The sequence below is a fragment of the Marivita sp. genome (genome assembly GCF_022763305.1).
In the GTDB taxonomy this organism is placed as follows: Bacteria; Pseudomonadota; Alphaproteobacteria; order Rhodobacterales; family Rhodobacteraceae; genus Marivita.
The window spans coordinates 1-22,023 of record NZ_JALEGT010000040.1 but is presented as its reverse complement, the minus strand read 5'-3'; the positions used below and the strand labels follow the sequence as shown (position 1 = coordinate 22,023).

23 protein-coding genes are annotated in these 22,023 nt (G+C 61.2%); 13 read left to right on the top strand and 10 right to left on the bottom strand.

Going from position 1 to position 22,023, the window contains the following annotated elements:
- Positions 1-10 precede the first annotated feature (10 nt).
- The 5 genes from MRY75_RS07200 to betI form a co-directional block, all read right to left on the bottom strand.
- Positions 11-643 carry a paraquat-inducible protein A gene (locus MRY75_RS07200; RefSeq protein ID WP_292306469.1) on the bottom strand — a complete coding sequence of 211 codons (633 nt, stop codon included), beginning with the start codon at positions 641-643 and terminating at the stop codon, positions 11-13.
- On the bottom strand, positions 610-1,233 hold the full coding sequence (locus tag MRY75_RS07195; protein ID WP_292306468.1) for a paraquat-inducible protein A: 624 nt from the start codon (positions 1,231-1,233) through the stop codon (positions 610-612). The genes MRY75_RS07200 and MRY75_RS07195 overlap by 34 nt, the downstream gene beginning before the upstream one ends.
- A 292-nt stretch (positions 1,234-1,525) precedes the next feature.
- Complete coding sequence (gene betA / locus MRY75_RS07190; RefSeq protein ID WP_292306466.1) at positions 1,526-3,184, bottom strand: choline dehydrogenase; 1,659 nt, start codon at positions 3,182-3,184, stop codon at positions 1,526-1,528.
- 9 nt (positions 3,185-3,193) lie between these two features.
- Positions 3,194-4,651 carry a betaine-aldehyde dehydrogenase gene (gene betB / locus MRY75_RS07185; RefSeq protein WP_292306465.1) on the bottom strand — a complete coding sequence of 486 codons (1,458 nt, stop codon included), beginning with the start codon at positions 4,649-4,651 and terminating at the stop codon, positions 3,194-3,196.
- Positions 4,648-5,229 carry a transcriptional regulator BetI gene (betI, locus tag MRY75_RS07180; RefSeq protein ID WP_292306462.1) on the bottom strand — a complete coding sequence of 194 codons (582 nt, stop codon included), beginning with the start codon at positions 5,227-5,229 and terminating at the stop codon, positions 4,648-4,650. Before betI ends, betB begins: the two co-directional genes overlap by 4 nt.
- 122 nt (positions 5,230-5,351) lie before the next feature.
- On the opposite strand from betI, the gene choX reads away from it, so the two are divergent.
- The 7 genes from choX (at position 5,352) to MRY75_RS07145 (ending at position 10,479) form a co-directional block, all read left to right on the top strand.
- Positions 5,352-6,266 (top strand): choline ABC transporter substrate-binding protein, encoded by a 915-nt coding sequence (gene choX / locus MRY75_RS07175; protein WP_292306506.1) that lies wholly within the window; start codon positions 5,352-5,354, stop codon positions 6,264-6,266.
- 54 nt (positions 6,267-6,320) lie between these two features.
- A complete protein-coding gene (choW, locus tag MRY75_RS07170) occupies positions 6,321-7,157 on the top strand; it encodes a choline ABC transporter permease subunit (RefSeq protein ID WP_292306461.1) in 837 nt (278 codons plus the stop codon).
- Positions 7,154-8,206, top strand: coding sequence for a choline ABC transporter ATP-binding protein (choV, locus tag MRY75_RS07165; protein ID WP_292306459.1), 1,053 nt, complete (start codon positions 7,154-7,156; stop codon positions 8,204-8,206). The genes choW and choV overlap by 4 nt, the downstream gene beginning before the upstream one ends.
- 104 nt (positions 8,207-8,310) lie before the next feature.
- On the top strand, positions 8,311-9,174 hold the full coding sequence (locus tag MRY75_RS07160; protein ID WP_292306458.1) for an MBL fold metallo-hydrolase: 864 nt from the start codon (positions 8,311-8,313) through the stop codon (positions 9,172-9,174).
- 4 nt (positions 9,175-9,178) lie between these two features.
- Entirely contained in the window at positions 9,179-9,604 is a 426-nt protein-coding gene (locus MRY75_RS07155) for a YeeE/YedE thiosulfate transporter family protein (protein WP_292306456.1), read from the top strand.
- The gene (locus MRY75_RS07150; protein WP_292306454.1) at positions 9,604-10,038 is read left to right on the top strand and encodes a DUF6691 family protein; all 435 of its coding nucleotides are present in this window, start codon (positions 9,604-9,606) and stop codon (positions 10,036-10,038) included. Before MRY75_RS07155 ends, MRY75_RS07150 begins: the two co-directional genes overlap by 1 nt.
- Positions 10,039-10,047: 9 nt before the next feature.
- Positions 10,048-10,479: a TIGR01244 family sulfur transferase gene (locus MRY75_RS07145; RefSeq protein ID WP_292306453.1), complete on the top strand. Its 432-nt coding sequence runs from the start codon at positions 10,048-10,050 to the stop codon at positions 10,477-10,479.
- A gap of 5 nt (positions 10,480-10,484) precedes the next feature.
- Here MRY75_RS07145 and MRY75_RS07140 read toward each other — a convergent pair whose 3' ends face one another.
- The 5 genes from MRY75_RS07140 to MRY75_RS07120 all read right to left on the bottom strand — a co-directional run bounded on the left by MRY75_RS07140 (position 10,485) and on the right by MRY75_RS07120 (position 16,318).
- Positions 10,485-11,495: a FliM/FliN family flagellar motor switch protein gene (locus MRY75_RS07140; protein WP_292306452.1), complete on the bottom strand. Its 1,011-nt coding sequence runs from the start codon at positions 11,493-11,495 to the stop codon at positions 10,485-10,487.
- Positions 11,496-11,578: 83 nt separating this feature from the next.
- On the bottom strand, positions 11,579-14,266 hold the full coding sequence (locus MRY75_RS07135; RefSeq protein WP_292306451.1) for a sensor histidine kinase: 2,688 nt from the start codon (positions 14,264-14,266) through the stop codon (positions 11,579-11,581).
- Positions 14,263-14,544 (bottom strand): hypothetical protein, encoded by a 282-nt coding sequence (locus MRY75_RS07130; protein WP_292306450.1) that lies wholly within the window; start codon positions 14,542-14,544, stop codon positions 14,263-14,265. Before MRY75_RS07130 ends, MRY75_RS07135 begins: the two co-directional genes overlap by 4 nt.
- A complete protein-coding gene (locus tag MRY75_RS07125) occupies positions 14,541-14,909 on the bottom strand; it encodes a response regulator (RefSeq protein WP_292306448.1) in 369 nt (122 codons plus the stop codon). The genes MRY75_RS07130 and MRY75_RS07125 overlap by 4 nt, the downstream gene beginning before the upstream one ends.
- A 92-nt stretch (positions 14,910-15,001) precedes the next feature.
- The gene (locus tag MRY75_RS07120) at positions 15,002-16,318 is read right to left on the bottom strand and encodes a helix-turn-helix domain-containing protein (RefSeq protein WP_292306447.1); all 1,317 of its coding nucleotides are present in this window, start codon (positions 16,316-16,318) and stop codon (positions 15,002-15,004) included.
- Between the two features lie 219 nt (positions 16,319-16,537).
- On the opposite strand from MRY75_RS07120, the gene MRY75_RS07115 reads away from it, so the two are divergent.
- The 6 genes from MRY75_RS07115 to MRY75_RS07090 all read left to right on the top strand — a co-directional run.
- Positions 16,538-17,881 carry a substrate-binding protein gene (locus MRY75_RS07115; RefSeq protein ID WP_292306445.1) on the top strand — a complete coding sequence of 448 codons (1,344 nt, stop codon included), beginning with the start codon at positions 16,538-16,540 and terminating at the stop codon, positions 17,879-17,881.
- A gap of 108 nt (positions 17,882-17,989) precedes the next feature.
- A complete protein-coding gene (locus MRY75_RS07110) occupies positions 17,990-19,021 on the top strand; it encodes a branched-chain amino acid ABC transporter permease (RefSeq protein WP_292306443.1) in 1,032 nt (343 codons plus the stop codon).
- 3 nt (positions 19,022-19,024) lie between these two features.
- A complete protein-coding gene (locus MRY75_RS07105; RefSeq protein WP_292306441.1) occupies positions 19,025-20,224 on the top strand; it encodes a branched-chain amino acid ABC transporter permease in 1,200 nt (399 codons plus the stop codon).
- A 12-nt stretch (positions 20,225-20,236) separates the two neighbouring features.
- Positions 20,237-20,992, top strand: coding sequence for an ABC transporter ATP-binding protein (locus MRY75_RS07100; RefSeq protein WP_292306439.1), 756 nt, complete (start codon positions 20,237-20,239; stop codon positions 20,990-20,992).
- A 48-nt stretch (positions 20,993-21,040) separates the two neighbouring features.
- Entirely contained in the window at positions 21,041-21,796 is a 756-nt protein-coding gene (locus MRY75_RS07095; RefSeq protein WP_292306437.1) for an ABC transporter ATP-binding protein, read from the top strand.
- 86 nt (positions 21,797-21,882) lie between these two features.
- The coding region (locus tag MRY75_RS07090; protein WP_292306504.1) for an acetyl-coenzyme A synthetase N-terminal domain-containing protein at positions 21,883-22,023 on the top strand (141 nt) is incomplete at its 3' end.

The window sequence follows — 22,023 nt, the reverse complement described above, 5'->3', positions numbered from 1 at the left end:
GTCGGATCGCTCAAACCTGTTTTCCTTCTGGCGCGTCCCAGATCAGTCTGGGGTCGAAGCTATTGGCCGAAATCATGGTGAATGCAACCGAAAGCGCAAAACTGACCGCGGCGATTCCGGGATGGATCGAAGCCACGAAATTCAGCTGCACCAGCGCCGACAGGATGGCCACGACAAACACGTCGATCATCGACCAGCGGCCGATGAATTCGACCACTTCGTAAAGGTGAAAATGGCTCGCCGTGCCCGGTTGTCCACGCTGCACCCGAAGCGCGAGATAGGCGATGGCGATGAATTTGCTCACCGGAATGATGACCGATGCAAAGAACACGATCATCGCCACGCCGTAGGACCCGTGGTCCATCAACTCGAAGACGCCGCCCACGATGGTGCTTTCCTGCGTGTTGCCAAAGGTGGTGGTGCGCAACATCGGGTACACATTGGCCGGGATATAGACGACCATTCCGGCAAACAGCCACGCCCAGACCCGCTGCAGGCTCGCCATGTCGCGGCTGACCAGCTGCGAGCCGCAGACATCGCAGGTTTCCGTGCCCAGCGGATGCACATGCCCGCATTCCGCACAGCCCACCAGCCCGGCGGCGCGCGCCGTCAGGACGGGCTGCGCGCGTTCAGCGTTTGCCATACCGTCACCCGACACATGAAGTTATCTTTAAGAACCGTGATGATCACGAGGCCCACGAAGGCCCAGAAGGCCGGACCCAGCGTCACTTGCGCCAGCCCTGCCACTTTCACCAGAGCCACGGCCACACCGATGATGAACACCTCCGCCATCGCCCAGGGACGGATATGCTCGGCAATCTTGAATACCGCCCGCGCATGGCGCGCCGGGGCCCAGCCCAGCGCCATGGGCGCGAAGACATAAATCAGCGCGAGGAACCGCGCGATCGGCAGCACCACGATCAGAGCGGCGACCGCAAAGGACAAGGGCAGCATGAGCCCGTCCGAAAAGGCCAGCACCGCGTCGAAAACCGAACTTTTTCTTCCCAACCCATGGGTACTGAGTTCCAGGAACGGAAAGAACACCGCAGCGATCATCAGGATCAGCGCGGTCAGCGACAGCATCACGATGCGCGTCATCGCCCCTTCGCGCGGCGCCATCAGAACCGTGCCACACCGCACGCATCGCGCCTGTGCACCCGTTTCCACCTGCGGCACGCGGTGCAGGGCATCGCATTTCGGGCAGGCGATCAGGTCTGAAAGCGAGTCGGTCATGCGGCTGTGATACGCCATCCCAAGGAAAGGTAACAGAAGGATGCCCCTTCAACGCCGCATCACGGCTTTGGTTCCCACCTCCGTGATCAGTTAATGAGCGTGCGATCAGTTTTAGCACGGGGCCGAGGTTGGGATGCTGCGGCGCGTCGAATGTCGGGAAAACGTTAAGACAGAGACTTGGATGCATACAGAAATCAGAACCAATCATCACAATCGATCTTATTTATCGAACGAAAGCCATCGTTCCAACCCTGTATGCAACCGGACGGTTCGACGCGGTGATCTGTACGGTTCAGCGCTGTTTCGTGCGCCACTCCGGATGGATCCACGGCTCCCTGTTGTCCGCAGGCAAAGGCGCCTTCCCGAGAATGTGGTCGGACGCCTTTTCGCCAACGAGAATCGACGGCGCATTGAGGTTCCCATTGGTGATGCGCGGAAAGATGGAACTGTCCGCAACCCTCAGATTTTGAACGCCAATTACCCGCGTTTCCGGGTCGACCACAGCCATTGGATCGTCACGCGACCCCATCTTGCAGGTGCCGCAGGGATGATATGCGCTTTCGGCGTGCTCTCTGATGAAATCATCAAGAGCCTCATCGCTCTGCGCGGCATCCCCCGGCTGGATCTCGTGTTTGAGATAGGGCTTGAACGCGTCCTGCCCAAAGATGTCACGAACCAGCCGGATCCCCTGACGGAAATCGACCCAATCCTCTACATGGCTCATATAATTGAAGAAAATCCTGGGATCCTCTTTCGGATCGGCGGACCGCAACGTAATCTCGCCGCGCGACGGAGAGCGCATCGGCCCCACATGCGCCTGGAAGCCGTGACCTTCGGCCGACGCCTGCCCGTCGTAGCGCACCGCAATGGGCAGGAAATGGATCTGCAAATCCGGATAGTCCACCCCGGCGCGCGACCGAATAAATCCTGCACTTTCAAACTGGTTGGACGCCCCGGGACCGGATTTCGTAAGAAGCCAACGCGCGCCCACATAGGCTTTGCCGAGAAGGTTCCAATATGTGTAAAGGCTGACCTTCTGCTTCGCCGCCGCCTGAACATAGACCTCAAGATGGTCCTGCAGGTTCTTCCCGACACCGGGCCTGTCCGCCACGATTTCGATACCCATGCTTTTAAGGTGATCAGCGGGGCCAATCCCGGAAAGCATCAATAATTTCGGGGAGTTGATGGCCGACGCTGCGACAATAACCTCGGCCTCGGCCTCGATCACGCGGACCCTGCCACCCTGTTCGATTTCCACGCCTCTGGCGCGCTCGTCGCGGATGACAACTTTCCGCGCGAACCCTCTGACAAGGTTGCAATTCTCGCGCTTCAAGGCAGGCCGAAGATAGGCCTTCGCAGCCGACCAGCGTTCGCCCTGCCAGACGGTCATGTCAAACGGGCCAACGCCCTCTTGCCGGTGACCATTGTAGTCGCCCGTCACCCCATACCCGGCCTGTGCACCGGCCTCGACAAAGGCCCGCGTCAGGGGATTGGTACGGGCGCCACGGGTGACATGCAAAGGACCATTCTTGCCGCGCCATTCGGGATCACCACCGTGTCCACCCGAATTCCAGCTCTCAAGCCGATGAAAATACGGCAAAACATCTGAGTATCCCCAACCGGCCGCACCCTGATCGCGCCAGTGATCATAGTCCCGTGCGTGCCCGCGCACATAGATCATTCCGTTGATCGAAGATGATCCGCCGATGACCTTGCCACGCGGGCAGGCCAATCGCCGCCCGCCAAGATGGGGTTCCGGCTCTGTCCGAAAGCCCCAGTCATAGCGCTTCATGTTCATCGGATAGCTGAGTGCGCCGGGCATCTGGATGAACGGCCCCGCATCCGTACCACCATGTTCGATGACGGTCACGGACTTCCCAGCTTCGGACAAGCGGTAAGCCAGGGCACAGCCTGCTGAGCCTGCGCCGACGATCACATATTCGGATTTCATTTCAGTGCCTTAGTAAGGAGCCTCGACATCACCCATGCGGACGAAAACGGACTTGAGCTCGCTATAGTGGTTGATCGCGGCCTTGGAGTTCTCGCGGCCAACGCCGGACATCTTCGTGCCGCCAAAGGGCGCTTCGACAGGCGCATCGTTATAGGAATTGATGAAACAACTGCCGGCTTCGAGCTGCGCGATCACTCGATGCCCGCGCGACAGGTCTTTGGTGAAGACACCTGCCGACAGGCCGAACTCCGTGGCATTCGCGCGGGTTATTGCCTCTTCTTCCGTCTCGAAATCAAGCACGGCCATCACCGGGCCAAAAATCTCCTCGCGCGCGATGGTCATCCCGTCGGTAACGTCCGCAAAAACAGTCGGTTGCAGGTAGAAACCCTCGCGATCGAGCCGCGCGCCGCCCGTGACAAGCCGAGCCCCTTCTTTCTGCCCCTTTTCAATGTAGTCGAGGACAATGTTCATTTGCTTTTCGGACACCATCGGCCCGAAGTTCGTCGCCTCGTCGAGCGGATCTCCGATCACGGCGGTCGACAGTCGTTCCGAAAGGCGAGTCAGAAACGCTTCCTTAATGCCTTTCTGCACAAATACCCGTGTCCCGTTCGAACAGACCTGACCGGAGGAATAGAAATTGCCCAGGATCGCCCCGCCGACCGCGTTTTCGACATCGGCATCGTCGAAGATCAGAAGCGGTGATTTGCCCCCCAGTTCCATGGTCACATGCTTCATCTGAGCGGCAGCAGCGGCGTAGACCTTCTTGCCCGTGGGCACCGACCCGGTGAGGGAAACCTTTGCGACACGCGGGTCAGTGACAAGGGATGCACCGACGTCACCAAGCCCTTGAATCACGTTGTAGGCGCCCGCCGGCAGCCCTACCTCGTGCAGGATCTCGGCCACTTTCAACGCACAAAGCGGTGTCGTTTCAGATGGTTTGAACACCATCGCGTTCCCGCAAGCCAATGCAGGCGCGCCTTTCCAGCATGCGATCTGCGTGGGGTAGTTCCACGCACCGATGCCGACGCAAACACCCAATGGTTCACGACGGGTATACACCCAGTTTTCGCCCAACTGGATGTGCTCACCTGTCAGGCTGCCCGCCAGGCCACCGAAATATTCCAGCGCGTCAGCACCGCTGGTGGCGTCCACCGCAATGGTTTCCTGATAGGGTTTCCCGGTATCGAAGGTCTCGAGAACAGAAAGATCGTGGTTGCGCGCGCGCATCAGATCGGCAGCCCGGCGCAGGATGCGTCCTCTCTCGGTTCCGGACAGCGCCGCCCAGGTCTTTTGCGCGCGGTGCGCGGCGGCAAGGGCGCGGTCGACAATCGCGGACGTGGCTGCATAGACGGTGGCAATCTGCGCGCCGGTCGCCGGGTAGATCACCGGAATTGGCGTGCCGCTCGTGTCTTCGACATATTCACCATCAATGAAATGGCTGGCTTTGGGCTGGGTGTCGTAACTCATGATGTCGGCGTTTCCTGCGCGTGTGAGATTTCGTGATCGAGCAACGTCAAAACCTGTCGTGTGGCGTCTTCACCAGATGGCACGCCCCTGCCCAGCGCTTCACGCAGGTACAAACCGTCGATCAGGCCTGCGAGCCGCAACGCGACGCCGTCCGATGTGGCGCCGATGAGGGGGCGCAGGTTGTAGACAAGGTTTGAATGGAGACGTTTCTGGTAAACGGCCAGAAGGCGGCGCGCCTGATCGTCAGACTGCGCCAGAACATAGAAATTGAGCCAGGCGGCAACAACTTCGCGCCGGAAGTTCGATCGGGTGAAGCCCGCGCGAATGATGGCCTCGGTCCGCGCGCGGGGACCATCGGCCATCGCCAACGCGCCGCGCACCTCTGCGGCGTAGAGACTGAGCGTATGGCGCATGGCAGCAAGAAAGATCTGGTCCTTGCCACCGAAATAATGATGCGCCAGGGCCGATGACATCCCGGCGCGCCGCGCAATCTGCGCAACCGTCACGTCAAGAGACCCCGCCTGCCCGATCTCGGCAATCGTCGCTTTTACCAGCGCCTCGCGGCGTATAGGCTCCATCCCGAGCTTCGGCACGTTCGACCTCGAAACAATTAGGGTTTGACGTCCGGGAGCGTATGGCGTTTTTAATTGACTCGTCAATCAACAAAAAACCAACCTCTGTCAGGGAGACTTTGATCATGATGAAATCTTCACTTTCCGTGCTGGCAATCTGTGCCGCCGGTGCCGTGTCTGCCGATTGCGACACCGTCACCTTTTCGGATGTGGGCTGGACCGACATCACCGCGACGACCGCTGCGACCACGGTTGTGCTGGACGCGCTGGGATACGAGACCGACATCAAGGTCCTGTCCGTCCCCGTGACCTATACGGCGCTGGCCGAAGGCGATGTAGATGTTTTCCTTGGCAACTGGATGCCCACGATGGAAGCGGACATCGCGCCCTACCGCGACGCAGGCACGGTCGACACCGTGCGCGCCAACCTTGAAGGCGCGAAATATACGCTGGCCACGAACAAGGCCGGTGCCGATCTGGGGATCACCAGTTTTGCGGCCATCGCCGCACAGCGCGATGCACTGGACGGGGAAATCTACGGGATCGAGCCGGGCAATGACGGCAACCGCCTGATCATGGACATGATCGCGGCCAATGCCTTTGACCTTGAAGGGTTCGAGGTTGTCGAAAGCTCGGAACAGGGGATGCTGGCACAGGTGGCCCGTGCCGATGACCGCGGTGAACCGGTTGTGTTCCTCGGCTGGGAACCGCACCCGATGAACGCGAATTTCGAGATGACATATCTCGAAGGCGGCGATGACTGGTTCGGCCCGAACCTTGGTGGTGCGACCGTGTATACAAACACGACCGCAGGCTATGTCGAGGCGTGCCCGAATGTCGGCAAGCTGCTGACCAATCTCGAGTTCACGCTGGCCATGGAAAACGAGATCATGGGCGCGATCCTGAATGACGGGGCCGAGGCGCGCGACGCGGCGACCGCCTGGCTGCAGGCAAATCCCGACGCCTATCTCGGGTGGCTCGATGGCGTGACGACCAAGGATGGTGGCGATGCCGTTGCTGCGGTGAAGGCCGCGCTTCAGTAAACACGGCGGGGCGGCTTCGGGCCGCCCTTCTTTCATGACCGATAGGGACCTGCGATGGACTGGTTGACCGAGAACAAGATCCCGGTGGGGCAAGTCGCCGGGACGGCCTTCGACTGGCTGGAACGCAATGGCGCATTCTTCTTCGACGCGCTGTCAGATGCGCTCGAAGCGATGATCGACGGCTTTCTGTGGTTGCTGCAGTCGCCGCATCCGCTGGTGATCGTCGCGCTCTTCGTGGCGCTCACATGGTATCTGCAGCGCAGCTGGAAGGTGGCGCTGTTCGTGGCGCTTGGGTTCCTGTTCATCATCAACCAGGGCTATTGGGAGGAAACGACCGAAAGCCTGACGCTTGTCCTTTCGGCGTGTGTTGTGTGCATGGGTGTGGGTGTGCCCATCGGCATCGCAGTGGCCCACCGCCCCCGGCTTTATGCCTGGATGCGCCCTGTTCTGGACCTCATGCAGACGCTTCCCACATTCGTCTATCTTATTCCGGCCATTGTGTTTTTCGGCATCGGCATGGTGCCTGGCCTGATCGCGACGGTGATATTCGTGCTGCCCGCACCGATCCGGCTGACCCATCTGGGGGTAAGCTCCACCCCCCTGCCCCTGATCGAGGCGGCCGAGGCATTTGGCGCGACGAAATCCCAGCTCTTGTGGAAGGTCGAACTGCCATCGGCCTTGCCACAGATCATGGCCGGCTTGAACCAGACCATCATGCTGTCGCTGTCGATGGTGGTGATCGCGGCACTGGTCGGTGCGGATGGTTTGGGGGTTCCGGTCGTGCGCGCCCTGAACCAGGTCAATACCGCGCGCGGGTTCGAAAGTGGCTTCGTGATTGTCGTGGTGGCAATCATCCTCGATCGGATGCTGCGGATGGAGCGCAGGAAATGAACAGATCGCGCGTAGAATTCGACAATGTGTCCATCGTGTTCGGGGACAAACCACAGGCTGCCCTTCCGCTGATGGATGCCGGGCAGGATCGCGGGCAGATCCAGCGCGAAACCGGCCAGGTTCTGGGCGTGCATGATTGTTCGCTCAGCGTGGCAGAGGGCGAGATCCTCGTACTGATGGGGCTCTCGGGATCGGGCAAATCCACCTTGTTGCGGGCGGTCAACGGGCTCAACCCGGTCGTGCGCGGATGCGTTCGGGTGCATGACGGCGAAAGGCTTGTCGATGTGACACATGCCAGTGCCGAGACGCTGCGGACGATCCGGCTCCGACATGTGGCCATGGTGTTTCAGCAGTTCGGGCTTCTTCCCTGGCGCAGTGTGCGTGAAAACGTGGGGCTTGGACTCGAACTGGGCGGCCAAGCGAAGGCCGAACGCAATGCGCAGGTGGACAAGCAGCTGGCGCTGGTGGGTCTGACCGACTGGGCGGACCGCAAGGTGGCGGAACTGTCCGGCGGGATGCAGCAGCGCGTCGGTCTGGCCCGCGCCTTTGCAACGGACGCGCCGATCCTGCTGATGGACGAACCGTTCTCGGCACTTGATCCGCTGATCCGCACCAAGTTGCAGGACGAGTTGCTGGAGTTGCAGCAACGGCTGAAACGCACGATCATCTTTGTCAGCCACGATCTGGACGAAGCGTTCAAGATCGGAAACCGGATCGCCATCATGGAAGGTGGGCGCATTGTGCAATGCGGGACGCCTCAAGAGATCTTCCGAAACCCGTCGAATGAATATGTGGCCGATTTCGTCAAACATATGAACCCGTTGGGCGTGCTGCGCGCCTGCGATGTGATGCGCGTGGGCACGCCGGAACCACAGGCCCCGACGGTTGATGCCGATGCGCGGGTGCAAGAGGTGATGACGACGCTCGTCAGCTGCGAAACGGACCTGACGGTGACGGAAGGCATGACGCCGATCGGCGTAATCGGAAAGAATGATGTGCTTGCTTATCTGTCGGATCCGACCGGAGCGGGAGCCTCGAGCGCAAAATAGGCCGACACCGGCAAAAGCTGCGCGCGCCATGCACTTTTTTCGACAGCCCTCTTGCAACGTATTCAATTTTCTTTATATGTTGTTCACGCAAGGAGGGATCAGACATGACACCCAAAGTCACAGGTTTTTTCGACGACGCCACCAACACCATTTCCTACGTGGTGCAGGACCCGCAGGGCAGCGCCTGCGCGATTGTCGACAGTGTACTTGACTTCGATTATTCCTCGGGTCGCACGGACACCAAATCTGCCGATGCCGTCATCGCCTTCGTCAAGGAAAACGACCTTGACGTGCAATGGCTTCTGGAAACCCATGTGCATGCCGATCACCTGAGTGCCGCGCCCTATCTGCAGCAGGCGCTTGGCGGCAAGATCGGGATCGGGGACCGCATTCAGGTCGTGCAGGACACGTTCGGCAAGGTGTTCAACGAAGGCACCGAGTTCCAGCGCGACGGCAGCCAGTTCGACAAGTTGTTCGTCGAGGGTGACAGCTTTCACATCGGGCAGATGCGCGCCGACGTGCTGCATACGCCGGGCCATACACCCGCCTGCCTGACATATGTGGTCGGGGACGCGGCCTTTGTTGGTGATACGCTTTTCATGCCGGATTTCGGCACAGCGCGCTGCGACTTTCCGGGCGGCTCTTCCGAACAGCTTTACGACTCGGTGCAGAAAATCCTCGCCCTGCCGGACGAAACCCGCATTTTCGTGGGCCACGACTACAAGGCCCCGGGCCGCGACACCTACGCGTGGGAAACCACGGTGGGCGAACAGAGGGCCAAGAACGTGCATGTCGGTGGCGATGCCACCAAAGAACGCTTTGTCGAGATGCGCGATGCGCGGGACGCGACACTGGCCATGCCGAAACTGATCATCCCGTCGCTGCAGGTGAACATGCGCGCCGGGCAAATGCCGCCTGCGGACAAGGACGGCAAGGTCTTCCTCAAGGTTCCTGTGAACGGATTGTAAAGAAATGAACCCGGATTGGATTTACGGGCTGGTCGGCGGCATGCTGATCGGCACAGGCGGCGCGGTCTATCTGCTCGCCAATGGGCGCATCATGGGTGCGAGCGGCATCATCGGCGGGCTTGTCGATGGCAGCGGACGCAGCACCCTGTGGGAGCGTGTCAGCTTCCTCGCGGGGTTGGCACTTGTGCCCTTCCTGCTCTTGATGGCGATAGGGCCGAAGGACACCCACGCCACAAGCAACTTCGCCCTCTTGATCGCGGCAGGCCTTCTGGTGGGCGTCGGAACGCGTCTTGCCAATGGCTGCACCTCGGGACACGGGGTCTGTGGCATCTCCCGGCTGTCGCTGCGCGGGATCGTGGCCACCGTGTTCTACATTCTTGCCGGCGGTCTGACCGTCGTCCTTTTCCGCCATCTGTTGGGGGTCATCTGATGCGCAACCTCTTTGCCTTTCTCGCCGGAAGCCTGTTCGGTGCCGGCCTTTTCGTTTCGGGGATGACCGACACCCGCAAGGTGCAGGGCTGGCTCGATATCTTCGGCAATTGGGATCCGACGCTGGCCTTTGTCATGGGGGGCGCGATTATCCCGATGGCGATCGCATGGCGCGTGGCCGAAAAGCGGCGCTTTGCGTTGACCGGCGATGCCATGCCGCCGCGCCCCGACCCCAAGCTGGGCCGCAACCTTGTGATGGGATCGGTCCTGTTCGGCATGGGCTGGGGGCTGGTCGGTCTCTGCCCCGGTCCGGCAATCGCTTCGCTGAGCTATGGCGGGATCGAAGGGCTGGTGTTCCTGGGTGCCATGGTTGCCGGGATGAGCGCGATGCCCAGCCTGCGGTCTTGGCTGGACAGGCCCGCGACGGCGCAGTAAATCTCGGTCATGGATATTCGCCCCATCACGGACCGTTACAACGTGTCCCCGCAGATCGACCCAGAAGACGCCGCCGCCATCAAGGCGGCGGGCATCACGACCGTGATCTGCAACCGCCCGGATGCCGAAGTTCCGCCATCGCATCAATCAGATACGATGCGGATCGCGATGGAGGCAGCCGGTCTGCGCTTTGAAGTGTTGCCGATCACGCATCAGACGATGACCCCGGACCGCGTTGCGCAGCAGGCTGATCTGGTTGCATCCTCCGACGGTCCGGTTCTGGCCTATTGCGCCTCGGGCACGCGGTGTTCGATCCTTTGGGCGCTGAGCCAGGCTGGCGAACAGAGCGCCGATAAGATTCTTCATACGGTGGCGCGGGCGGGATATGACCTGTCGGGTCTTCGCCCCACCCTTGAGGCGATTGCAGAAGCACAGCGCTGATCACGTCACGGATCGCTGGCGGGCGGAGCATCGGTGGCCAGATCGGTCAGCGCGACCTCCCACTCTTCGGAAGTCATTGACACTGCAGCCGGTGCCGTAACAGGCACCAGCACCGTTGACGCCTCGGGCGCAGGACCTGGATCGGGTTTGTGCAAGGTGCTCTCGGCCGCGCCGATGCGGATTGCGCGAAATCCGTTCATCTGCCCCAATCTGCCGCGCGCCACCACATGCCCTCCGGACAGGACAAGCGTCGCTGAGGTGGCAGCGCGTGGCGCAATCGTGAGCACGTCACCGGGACGCAGCGCCCGAGCCCGATCCAGCGAAAGATGGATCCGAGTCAGGACCGCCTGCATGCGCACCGGCGCCAGCTTGAGCACGTGTTCGTGTTTGCCGGGTTGGCTTGGCCTGTCCTGACCCGTCGCGCGCAGCGGTTCGGGAAACAGGAACAGGATGTGACCCGCGCGCATGTCCTGTGCCAGACTGACTTCGAACTCGGTGAGGTGATAGGTTTCCGCGTCGAGCGCAAGGACTGCAGCGGCCTCATCCTCGACCAGCGCGCCGAAGCGATAGGTCTGCAAGTGTGCCATGTCAGGCTGTGCGGCCAGAATCGACGCAAAGCGCGGCAGGGCAGCGTCCAACAGCGGCGCGACCATCGCCGCATCTGTCGGCGTATAGGCGCGCGCGTCGGAGGGAAAACGCGTGACGCGGCCCAGCGTCTGCATGTCGATCAAGCCGGTCACGATTTCGCGGTCCAGCGCCACAAGCGCGCAGGGACCGCTGTCATGCTCCAGCACGACAAGCAGAGCGTCGGCGTCGAGGCGTGCACTAGCGCGATGGACGGACAGGGTTTCGTCGCCGGAGGTGCGTGCCACCAATGTCAGCCCCCAAAGCGCGTCGGCGGCGATGGAAAGCGCCCGTCCCAAAGCCCTGGGCAAGGACCACGCGCCATCGCCCTGCGCCCGGCGCTGCGCCTGGGCCTTGCGCAGCAATACCGTTTCAATGTTGTCCTCGGCCATGTTCACGCAGCGCCCCCGTGCTCTTGTGCACGGTTATCGCCTGAATTCGTTACCAAGGGTTTACCAGAACCGTGTCCCGGCGATCATTGCGCCGCCATCGCGGTGCGATAGGGCAGAACCACACGGAAATTCGCCCCGCGCAAGGCCGGGATGTAGTCGACCGAGCCTCCCAGGCGCGTCATCACCTGGCGACAGATGGCAAGGCCCAACCCGGCGCCACCTGCCTTCTGATCACTGACCCGCGCGAATTTCTCGAAGATCATGTCGACCGCGTCGGGCGCGATGCCAGACCCGTTGTCCTGAAAATCAATGACCACGCGGTCGGTTTCCTTCATGACGCGGATCACGAGACGCGGGGTCTTGGAATCGCAATACTTGCGTGCATTGGCGATCAGGTTGATGAACACTTGGCTCAGGCGGTCCAGATCGGTGTGCAGAACGATGTCTTCCCGCGACGTGTCCCGCTCGATCATGAGCTGTACCCCGTCATCCCCGATCGCGGCAGCTGAGACCGCACGGTCCAGCGCGTCCCGAAGAGTGCCGTCGCGCAGGTTGAGGTTGACCTGCCCGTTCTCGACAACGCTCAGATCCAGAAGGTCGTCCAGCAGCCGCGTCAGCCGCTGCGCCTCGTCATGGATGATGGACGCATAACGCGACTGTTCGTCCGGACTCATCTGGTCCGTGTCACGCAGGATTTCCGAAAAGGCGCGGATCGACGTCATCGGCGTGCGCAATTCGTGGCTGATCTGGCTGAGGAAGGCGTCTTTCTGGATCGACAGCCGTGTGAGCTTCTGGTTCGCGTTGCGCAATTCAAGCGCGGTGCGGCTGAGTTCCTCGGACTGTTCCTTGAGCCGCGCGGAATATTCAAGCATCTGCGCGGTTTCGTCCGCCACAGCCATCAGGTCCTCGACAGAGATCGCCATACCGCCGGTGATCTGGCCCACCATGGCATGCGCGGTTGCGGCACCCACCGAACTGCCCAGTTCGCGTTCAAGCGCTTCGAGGAAATCCGGCGTCGGTGCGGGCAGATTGCCGCGTGCCCCCTGCCGACGGGCATGGCGCAGGAACAGCGCCTGCGCTTCGCCCGCTCCCAGAATGCGTTGCGCCATGACCATCAGATCCTCGGTTTGCGCCGTACCGCCCGACCAGCTGCGTGCATTGGTGGAGTGTTCGAAGATGTTGACGAACTGCGCCGCCTGCAGCCGTTCGAGCGGGGACGGGAACGTCACAAGCGACACCCCCACAAAAGCGACAACGTTCAGAAGCATGCTCCAGAGCAGGGCATGCATGAGCTGGTCCATCCCGGAGATCCCGAAAAGCGCATCGGGTTTGAGCCACGCCATGCCGAAGAGGCCATTTTCGACGATAGACACCGGCAGGATCGTGCCCACGCCAAAGCTCGGCAGATACAGCGTGTAAAGCCAGATGGCGAATCCGGCGGTCAGCCCGGCAAAGGCCCCCATGCGCGTTGCGCCGCGCCAGAACATGCCCCCCAGCATCGCCGGCAAGACCTGCGCCAGACCGCAGAAGGCCACAAGGCCAATCGACGCCAGCGCTTCGCCACCGCTGGAGAGACGGAAATAGAGATAGCCCAGCATCACGACCCCGACGATCGAAATGCGCCGCGCCGTCAGAACAGCAGCCCGCACATCGCCCGAGACACTGGCGCCGCTGGGACGCAGTTGCAGCCAGATCGGCATGACGATGTGGTTGGACACCATCGTGGACAAGGCAATCGCAGCCACGATCACCATCGACGTGGCCGAGCTGAACCCGCCGAGAAAGGAGAGCATCGCCAATCCGTCTTCCCCCAGCGCCAGAGGGACTGTCAGAACAAAGAGATCCGGGTTCGATCCTTCCGGCATGATGTCGAGCCCGACAACAGCGATGGGAACGACAAAAAGGCTGATGAGACAGAGATACAGCGGGAAAGCCCAGCTTGCGGTGCGCAGATGGCTCTCGTCGTCATTTTCCACCACGAGCACCTGGAATGTGCGCGGCAGGCAGAGAAAGGCGGCCGCAGACAGGAAGATCAACCCGGCCCAGCGGCTTCGATCCGTGTGCCATTCGCCGAATTCGGATGCGTCGATCTGGTTCAGTGCATCCGTCAGGCCACCCGAGACACCCCAGACCACGAAGATGCCCACCGACAGAAGGGCGACCAGCTTGACCACTGCCTCGACGGCGATGGCCATCACGACCCCGTCATGCCGCTCTTTGGCGTCGAGATTGCGGGTGCCGAATAGGACGGTAAAAAGGGCCAGTCCCAGCGAAAGCCACAAGGCCACGCGGGCCTGATCCTGACCGGCCAGTCCGTCCGATTGCGCCGCGAAGACCGAGAAGGACAGGGTTACGGACTGAAGCTGCAGCGCGATATAGGGTGTTGTGCCGATCACCGCGAGGATCGTGACACCGGCGGCCAACAGGCTGGACTTGCCATAGCGCGACGAGATCAGGTCGGCGATTGAGGTGATCTTCTGGGTCCGCCCGATGCGGATCAGCTTGCGCAGAAGCCACCACCAGCTGACCATCACAATGGTCGGACCCAGATAGATGGTCAGGTATTCAAACCCGTTGCGAGCAGCCGAACCGACTGCCCCGTAGAATGTCCAAGCGGTGCAATAGATTGACAGGGACAATGTGTAGATAAGCGGCGATCTCAGCCAGGCTTTCTTGCCCTGCATGGCAAGGCGATCAGCGACGAAGGCCACAAGGAACAGAAAGCACACATAGGCCGTACAAACCGCGACCAGCAGATTGAGCGTGCTCATGGCTCCGGATCCGGCGGCTCGTCCACCTCGTCGGCCAGAAGATGGGACAGGGCCCCTGTCAGCAAGATGATCCCCGCCCAGACAAGAAAGATGTAGATGAGGGCGGTGGCGCTGCTGACGGTGCCTTCACCCGATTGCGGCCAGATCAGCGGGATCGTCCACAGGATCAGCGCAAGGATCGGGGCAACCCGCGCCGCGTCCATGACACGGCGGCGACGATAGGTACGCCGTTCATGAAAGACGGTTGGCGCACCGGGCCTGTCGGCACGGTCGCTCATTTTGCGGCAAGCGCTCTCACGGTTTCGAGCACGTCCGCATTCGAGAAAGGTTTGGTCATGAAGGCATCACAGCCCGCACGCTCTGCAATCTCGCGGTCCTTGCTTTGGCCGCGCGCGGTGAGCATCAGGACGGGCAGACCGTTGATCTCGGGGTCTTCGCGCAACTCGCGCAGGATGTCATACCCGCTTTTGCCCGGCAGCATCACGTCGAGGATCAGGACATCCGGCTTGCGGGCCTTGACCATCTCGACCGCATCGGCGCCGTTCGAGTGTGTTTTGACCGTCCATCCGTCCCGAGACAGGATGAAGCTGATCGCTTCGATGATATTGGGTTCGTCTTCAATCAACAGAACCTGTCCGGACATGCGTGCCCTCCCCCGTGCCGCATCTGGCCGATCGGCTTTTGCCGTTATTTTAGGCCAGCTTGGATAAACTATTACGAGTTGCGTGCAATGTGTCAAAGCTTCCGCGGGGCCGAGGCCACCATGATCGATGGTTCACGTCGCGCCTCGCAGGACGGGTGCGGGCAAATCCGGCAGGTGAGGCCCACCTCGCGGACCTTTTCGGACCCGTCCCGTTTGGGTTCGGGAACGATCAGCATGTGGCTTTCGAAGAGCACGTCTTCGCCCGGGCGGGCAGGCCCTGTGGGCTGAGAGATGGCATAGGCGCGATGACGCGCCGCAGCGCGTGCGGATTGTTCCATCACCTCGACATGCACCATCATCGGCCGCGCCAGCGCGCGGTAGAGCGGCCAGAACGCACATCCCGCCCCAAGACGCGGCAGCGGAAATTCGGGAAGCGGCTTGCGAAAGGTCGTCACACCGGACCCATCGCAGATGGCGAGGCCCACGGGATCGGGCAGGATCTCTTCGGGCAGATGCGCAAGCCGTCGCATCGCGCTCGCAAGGTCGGTGCCGAAGCGTGCGGACAGGGCAAACGGATCGCTGCCCGAGGCGGCAACAACATCTGCGCAGCCGGCCAGAGGCATCCGCTCGGCATCGGTGCGATAGCGCGCCAGAACACGAAGAAGAAGCCAGCGCGCCGCATGAGACAGTCCCTGCCCCAACTCGTCGGCAACGTCTTCGACACGGGCCGACGCGATCTCAAGGGCCGGGAGGTGAAAGCCCGACTTCTGAAACACGCCATCCAATTCGTCCTGCGGCGCATTGGTCTCGGAGGCTTCCGAGTCCGCCTCTTCAAGATATTGTGCAAGACTGCGGCTGGTGTCGGCGAGGCGTGCGCTGTCCTCATAGATGTTGCGATTGAAGCGCCGCTGCCATTCCGGTTCGATATCGCCCGGTTCGGCGAGGATCGACGCAGCCGAGCGGATTGCTGTCACGGTGGACAGCATCTCGTGCAGGGATGCCGCAAGATGCGGATCATGGGTCAGGCGGTCGGTCAGGGCCTCGACGCTGCGCTGGAGCGTTTCGACCTTGTTCTGGGTTTCGGCCAGAAGGGCAGCCCAGCCGGGAAAGCGGCCGGCAAATTCCTCGACTCGCACGAATTCCGCTTCCTGCATGTCGGCAGCGCTCGCCGCTTCGCGCAGGGTGGCAAGAAGCGTAGTCTCCGCCCCTTCGGTCAGCAACGCCGGTTCCACCCCGAGAGCATGGGCGATATCGACCAGCAACTTCCCGCCGATTCTTCGACGATTGTGCTCGATCAGATTGAGGTAGGAAGGCGAAATATCCGCACGTTTGGCCAGTTCGGACTGCTTGAGCCCCGCCATCACGCGGCGCTCCCGGATCCGGCTGCCTGTCAGAGTGTCGCGGGGCATGCAAATTTCCCGTGCTGAATCAATCCGTTTCCGCACCGCAGAAAAAAGAAATTTACATATTTCTGCAATGCACTGTTCATTTTTTGACAGAAAAAACGTTTAACGCAAAGCGCTTATTGCCATGTTTTCCACGCATAGCCGATAATCGTTTTGCACATATGTGCGGTCTTGGCGGATGGAGGAACCCCGCCGAACCCTTAAAGACATTGGGAGGATTATATGTCCAAAGGCAACCTGACACGTCGCGGCGTGCTCAAGACAGGTGCTGTCGCAGGCGCAGGTCTTGTTCTGCCCACCTATCTGCGCGCACAGGAAAGCGGCTTTACGAACGCACCGACGGGTTCAACCGTTACTCTGGGGTTCAACGTCCCCCAGTCCGGCCCTTACGCAGACGAAGGCGCCGATCAGCTGCGCGCCTACGAGCTTGCTGTCGAACACCTGAACGGTGAAGGCGATGGCGGCATGATGAACACCTTCTCGTCGAAGGCGCTTCAGGGCAACGGCATCCTCGGCAAGAAGGTCGAGTACGTCACCGGCGACACCCAGACGAAATCCGACGCCGCGCGCGCATCGGCCAAGTCGATGATCGAAAAAGACGGCGCCATCATGATCACAGGCGGCTCGTCCTCGGGCGTGGCCGTGGCCGTGCAGGCACTCTGCCAGGAAGCAGGCGTCATCTTCATGGCGGGTCTGACCCACTCCAACGACACCACGGGCAAGGACAAGCGGGCCAACGGCTTCCGTCACTTCTTCAACTCGTACATGTCCGGTGCAGCCCTCGCTCCGGTGCTGGCCGCCAACTACGGCACAGACCGCAAGGCCTATCACCTGACCGCAGACTACAACTGGGGTTACACCACCGAAGAAGCCGTCCGCACCTCGACCGAGGCGATGGGCTGGGAAACCGTCGGCACCGTTCTGACACCGCTGACGCAGACCGACTTCTCGTCCTACATCACGCCGGTTCTGCAGTCCGATGCAGACGTTCTGGTTCTGAACCACTACGGCGGCAACATGGTGAACTCGCTGACCAACGCGGTGCAGTTCGGCCTGCGTGACCGTGTCGTCAACGGCAAGAACTTCGAAATCGTCGTTCCGCTCTACTCGCGCCTGATGGCCAAGGGTGCCGGCGCAAACGTGAAGGGCATCTTCGGCTCCACGAACTGGCACTGGTCGCTGCAGGATGACGGCTCCAAGGCGTTCGTCCAGTCCTTCGGCACCAAGTACGGGTTCCCGCCGTCGCAGGCGGCGCACACCGTGTACTGCCAGATGATGCTCTACGCAGATGCCGTGGAACGGGCTGGCTCGTTCGCGCCCTGCGCCGTGGCAGAAGCGCTCGAAGGGTTCGAGTTCGATGGTTTGGGCAACGGTCCGACCCTCTACCGTGCCGAAGACCACCAGTGCTTCAAGGACGTTCTGGTTGTGCGCGGGAAAGAAAACCCGACCTCCGAGTTCGACCTTCTCGAAGTCGTGGAAGTCACCCCCGTCGATCAGGTCACATATGCTCCGGATCACCCGCAGTTCGCCGGTGGTGCGCTGGGGACCTGCAACAACGGCGCATAAGCCCTTGTTCTTCGAGGTGGGCCGCAAGGGCCCGCCTCATCCCTTCTCCAGCCCGTTGCGTGACGGGCTGTCTGTACTTCCACACTTCTGACCGCAAAGGGTGGGGCAATGGACGCCATAATCCTGCAAATTCTCAACGGGCTCGACAAGGGCTCGGCCTATGCGCTGATCGCGCTGGGCCTGACACTCATCTTCGGCACGCTGGGCGTTGTGAACTTCGCGCACGGCGCGCTGTTCATGATCGGTGCCTTCTGCGCCGTGACCCTCAGCAAGCTGCTGACACTCAGCCATACCGTCATCGACGAGACACGCACCGACTTTCTGGGCAATCCGCTCAAGGTCGAGGTGCCGTATGTGTACGACGTGTTCGGTCAGACAACCGGTGATGCGATCATCGACTGGGCCGTTCCGCTGTCGATCTTCTTCGCCATCCCGGTGATGATCCTGATCGGCGTGATCATGGAACGTGGCCTGATCAAGCACTTCTACAAGCGCCCGCATGCCGACCAGATCCTCGTGACCTTCGGCTTGGCGATCGTGCTTCAGGAAATCATCAAGTACTACTATGGGGCCAACCCGATCCCGACACCGGCCCCCGAGGCCTTTGTCGGATCGTTCGATTTCGGTGCGCTGATCGGGTTCGAGGCCGGCCAGATCATCTACCCATACTGGCGCCTTGTATACTTTGCCTTCGCCGCCATCATCATCGGTGCCGTCTTCGCCTTCCTGCAGTTCACCACCTTCGGGATGGTCGTCCGTGCCGGTATGGCAGACCGTGAAACCGTGGGCCTGCTGGGCATCAACATCGACAAACGGTTCACCATCATGTTCGGTCTGGCTGCTGCGGTCGCAGGTCTGGCCGGTGTGATGTATACCCCGATCAACTCGCCCAACTACCACATGGGCATGGACTTTCTTGTCCTGAGCTTCGTCGTGGTGGTGGTCGGCGGCATGGGCTCCCTGCCCGGCGCCGTTCTGGCCGGGTTCCTGCTGGGCATCCTCGAAAGCTTTGCGTCGATGCGCGAAGTGATCGACATCATTCCCGGCATCAACCAGGTGGTCATCTACCTTGTCGCCATCATTATTCTGTTGACGCGTCCGCGTGGCCTGATGGGTCGCAAGGGCGTGATGGAGGACTGATCCATGTTCGGACTGGACAAAAAAGACGCATCCCTCCTGCTGATCGTGGCAGTGCTGGTGGCCTTCGCGCCCTTCCTGCTCAACCCCTTCCCCGAAGGCTCGGCGATGGCGCAGTTCAACGCAGGCTATCCGGACCTGATGCAGCGCTTCGTGATCTTCGGGATCTTCGCCATCGGCTTCAACATCCTCTTCGGCCTGACCGGCTATCTCAGCTTCGGTCACGCCGCCTTCCTCGGAGTGGGGTCCTACGCCGCCGTCTGGATGTTCAAGCTGCTCAGCATGAACGTGCTTCCGGCGATCATCCTTGCGGTCATCACCGCAGGCATCTTCGCGCTGATCATCGGCTATGTGAGCCTGCGTCGGTCGGGCATCTACTTCTCGATCCTGACACTTGCCTTTGCGCAGATGTCCTTTGCGCTGGCCTATTCGGTTCTGACGCCGATCACCGGCGGCGAAACGGGCCTTCAGCTGGCCCTGGACGACCCGCGCATCTTCGGCAGCTCCACCACGGCCGAAGGCAACATTCCCGTACCGGGCTTCTTTGGTCTGGAAATGCGCGACAGCACCGAGCTGGTGCTGGGCAATTGGGTGTTCACCTTCAATGTCGGCTACTACTTCGCCGCCATCATCATGCTGGCAGCGTTCTACCTGTCGATCCGCATCTTCCGTTCGCCTTTCGGGATGATGCTGCGGGCCATCAAGTCGAACCAGCAGCGCCTGAACTACACCGGCCTGAACCCGCGTCCCTACACGCTGGCGGCCTTCGTGATCTCGGGCATGTATGCCGGTCTGGCCGGAGGTCTGATGGCCTCGATGGACCCGCTTGCCGGTGCCGAACGCATGTTCTGGACGGCGTCGGGCGAAGTGGTTCTCATGACCATCCTCGGGGGCGTGGGCACGCTCATTGGCCCGGTCCTGGGGGCTGGTCTGATCAAGTACATGGAAAACATCATTTCCAAGATCAACGCCGACATCCTGCACACCTGGTTCGCCTTCCTGCCCGATGGGCTTGAAGACCTCGTGGTCACGATGATTTATCCGTTCATCGGCAAGGGCTGGCACCTCACGCTGGGCATCGTGTTCATGCTCGTCGTGATCTTCCTGCCGGGTGGCCTCGTTCAAGGTGGCCAGAAACTCGCCGGGCTGTTCGGCCGCAAGAAGGCGTCCCAGCCCAAGAACGCAACCACCGAGCCTGCGGAATAAGGAGACGGACAGATGGGTATTCTCGAAGTCAAAGACGTCAACAAGCGGTTCGGTGGCCTTCAGGCCCTGGGCAAGGTCAACCTCAGCGTGGCGGAAAACACCTGCCACGCCATCATCGGCCCGAACGGCGCAGGCAAGTCCACTCTGCTCAACTGCCTTGTCGGCAAGCTGATCCCGGACACCGGATCGGTCATGTTCGACGGGCAGAGCGTGTTGGGCCGGACTCCGTTCGAAATCAACCAGATGGGCATTTCCCGCGTGTTCCAGACCCCCGAGATCTTCGGCGATCTGACGGTGATGGAAAACATGCTCATCCCCTGCTTTGCCAAGCGGGATGGGTCCTTCGCCCTGCACGGCATCCGGTCTGTGATGAGCGAAGCCGAGCTGCGCGATCAGGCCGAACACATGCTGGACGAGGTGAACATGCTCGACAAGCGGAACATGCATTCCGCCTCCATGTCGCGCGGGGACAAACGCCGCCTCGAGATGGCGATGTGCCTTGTTCAGAACCCCAAGCTTCTGCTGCTGGACGAGCCGACAGCGGGCATGGCGCGGGCCGACACCAACAACACCATCGACCTGCTCAAAGAGATCAAGGAAAAGCGCAACATCACCATCGCGATCATCGAGCATGACATGCATGTGGTGTTCTCTCTGGCCGAACGGATCACCGTTCTGGCGCAGGGCACGCCCCTGGTCGAGGACACGCCCGAGAACATCAAGGGCCATCCGAAGGTCAAGGAAGCCTATCTCGGCGAAGCCGCGTAACCCCATTTGGCGGGCGCTGCCCGCCCCTCCCACAGCGAGGACACAGACATGAACGTCAGACCAGATTTTTCGAAGAACGCCAACCAGGCCGAAACGGCACCCGCCTTTCTGTCGGTCTGGGACATGCATTCCTATTACGGCGAGAGCTACATCGTGCAGGGGATCTCGTTCAACGTGCACGAAGGCGAGATTCTCGCCCTTCTCGGGCGGAACGGGGCCGGCAAGACGACAACGCTGCGCTCCATCGCGCGGATGGACAGCCCGCAGGTGAACCACGGCGAGATCTGGCTGGACCACCAGCCGCTGCACAAGATGACCTCTTATGAGGCGGCATCGGTGGGTTTGGGCCTTGTCCCTGAAGACCGCCGCATCATTCCCGGCCTCACGGTCGAGGAAAACCTGCAACTGGCTCAGATCGCCCCGCCCATCGGCTGGTCGATCGAACGCCTGTACGACCTGTTCCCCCGTCTTGGCGAACGTCGCAACCAGGAAGGCGTGACCCTGTCGGGCGGCGAACAGCAGATGCTGTCGATTGCCCGTGCGCTGGCGCGGGACATCAAGGTGCTTCTGCTGGACGAACCCTACGAAGGTCTGGCGCCGGTGATCGTGGACGAGATCGAAAAGACCCTGCGAGTGATCAAGGAACAGGGGATGACGACCATCCTTGTGGAACAGAATGCCGTGCGCGCCCTGCAACTGGCCGACCGGGCCATCATCCTCGACACGGGGTCTATCGTGTTCGACGGGTCGGCGGCCGAAGTTCTGGAAAACAGCCAGCTGCGCGCGGAATACCTCGCAATCTGACGGGCATTGCCCATGCTCTGCGACTTTTGCCGCCCTTGCCATTTCCCGGCGGGGGCGGTTTTGTTTGACCAAAGAGGAGGACACCCATGACTGAGACAACCTATCCCCCGTCCAAGGAGATGGTCGAAAACGCCCATGTTGATGCAGGGCGGTATGAGGAGATGTATGCGCGGTCGGTGTCGGATCCCGAGGGGTTCTGGGCGGAGCAGGCGCAGCGTCTGGACTGG

Coding starts and splice junctions, on each gene's coding strand:
- MRY75_RS07095 (WP_292306437.1), top strand. CDS start 21,041: ATGAACGTCAGACCAGATTTTTCGAAGAACGCCAACCAGGCCGAAACG.
- MRY75_RS07140 (WP_292306452.1), bottom strand. CDS start 11,495: ATGGCCGAGGACAACATTGAAACGGTATTGCTGCGCAAGGCCCAGGCG.
- betB (WP_292306465.1), bottom strand. CDS start 4,651: ATGAGTTACGACACCCAGCCCAAAGCCAGCCATTTCATTGATGGTGAA.
- MRY75_RS07200 (WP_292306469.1), bottom strand. CDS start 643: ATGGCAAACGCTGAACGCGCGCAGCCCGTCCTGACGGCGCGCGCCGCC.
- MRY75_RS07150 (WP_292306454.1), top strand. CDS start 9,604: ATGCGCAACCTCTTTGCCTTTCTCGCCGGAAGCCTGTTCGGTGCCGGC.
- MRY75_RS07110 (WP_292306443.1), top strand. CDS start 17,990: ATGGACGCCATAATCCTGCAAATTCTCAACGGGCTCGACAAGGGCTCG.
- MRY75_RS07155 (WP_292306456.1), top strand. CDS start 9,179: ATGAACCCGGATTGGATTTACGGGCTGGTCGGCGGCATGCTGATCGGC.
- betI (WP_292306462.1), bottom strand. CDS start 5,229: ATGGAGCCTATACGCCGCGAGGCGCTGGTAAAAGCGACGATTGCCGAG.
- MRY75_RS07195 (WP_292306468.1), bottom strand. CDS start 1,233: ATGACCGACTCGCTTTCAGACCTGATCGCCTGCCCGAAATGCGATGCC.
- MRY75_RS07100 (WP_292306439.1), top strand. CDS start 20,237: ATGGGTATTCTCGAAGTCAAAGACGTCAACAAGCGGTTCGGTGGCCTT.
- MRY75_RS07105 (WP_292306441.1), top strand. CDS start 19,025: ATGTTCGGACTGGACAAAAAAGACGCATCCCTCCTGCTGATCGTGGCA.
- MRY75_RS07145 (WP_292306453.1), top strand. CDS start 10,048: ATGGATATTCGCCCCATCACGGACCGTTACAACGTGTCCCCGCAGATC.
- MRY75_RS07115 (WP_292306445.1), top strand. CDS start 16,538: ATGTCCAAAGGCAACCTGACACGTCGCGGCGTGCTCAAGACAGGTGCT.
- MRY75_RS07120 (WP_292306447.1), bottom strand. CDS start 16,318: ATGCCCCGCGACACTCTGACAGGCAGCCGGATCCGGGAGCGCCGCGTG.
- MRY75_RS07130 (WP_292306450.1), bottom strand. CDS start 14,544: ATGAGCGACCGTGCCGACAGGCCCGGTGCGCCAACCGTCTTTCATGAA.
- choV (WP_292306459.1), top strand. CDS start 7,154: ATGAACAGATCGCGCGTAGAATTCGACAATGTGTCCATCGTGTTCGGG.
- MRY75_RS07125 (WP_292306448.1), bottom strand. CDS start 14,909: ATGTCCGGACAGGTTCTGTTGATTGAAGACGAACCCAATATCATCGAA.
- betA (WP_292306466.1), bottom strand. CDS start 3,184: ATGAAATCCGAATATGTGATCGTCGGCGCAGGCTCAGCAGGCTGTGCC.
- choW (WP_292306461.1), top strand. CDS start 6,321: ATGGACTGGTTGACCGAGAACAAGATCCCGGTGGGGCAAGTCGCCGGG.
- MRY75_RS07160 (WP_292306458.1), top strand. CDS start 8,311: ATGACACCCAAAGTCACAGGTTTTTTCGACGACGCCACCAACACCATT.
- MRY75_RS07135 (WP_292306451.1), bottom strand. CDS start 14,266: ATGAGCACGCTCAATCTGCTGGTCGCGGTTTGTACGGCCTATGTGTGC.
- choX (WP_292306506.1), top strand. CDS start 5,352: ATGAAATCTTCACTTTCCGTGCTGGCAATCTGTGCCGCCGGTGCCGTG.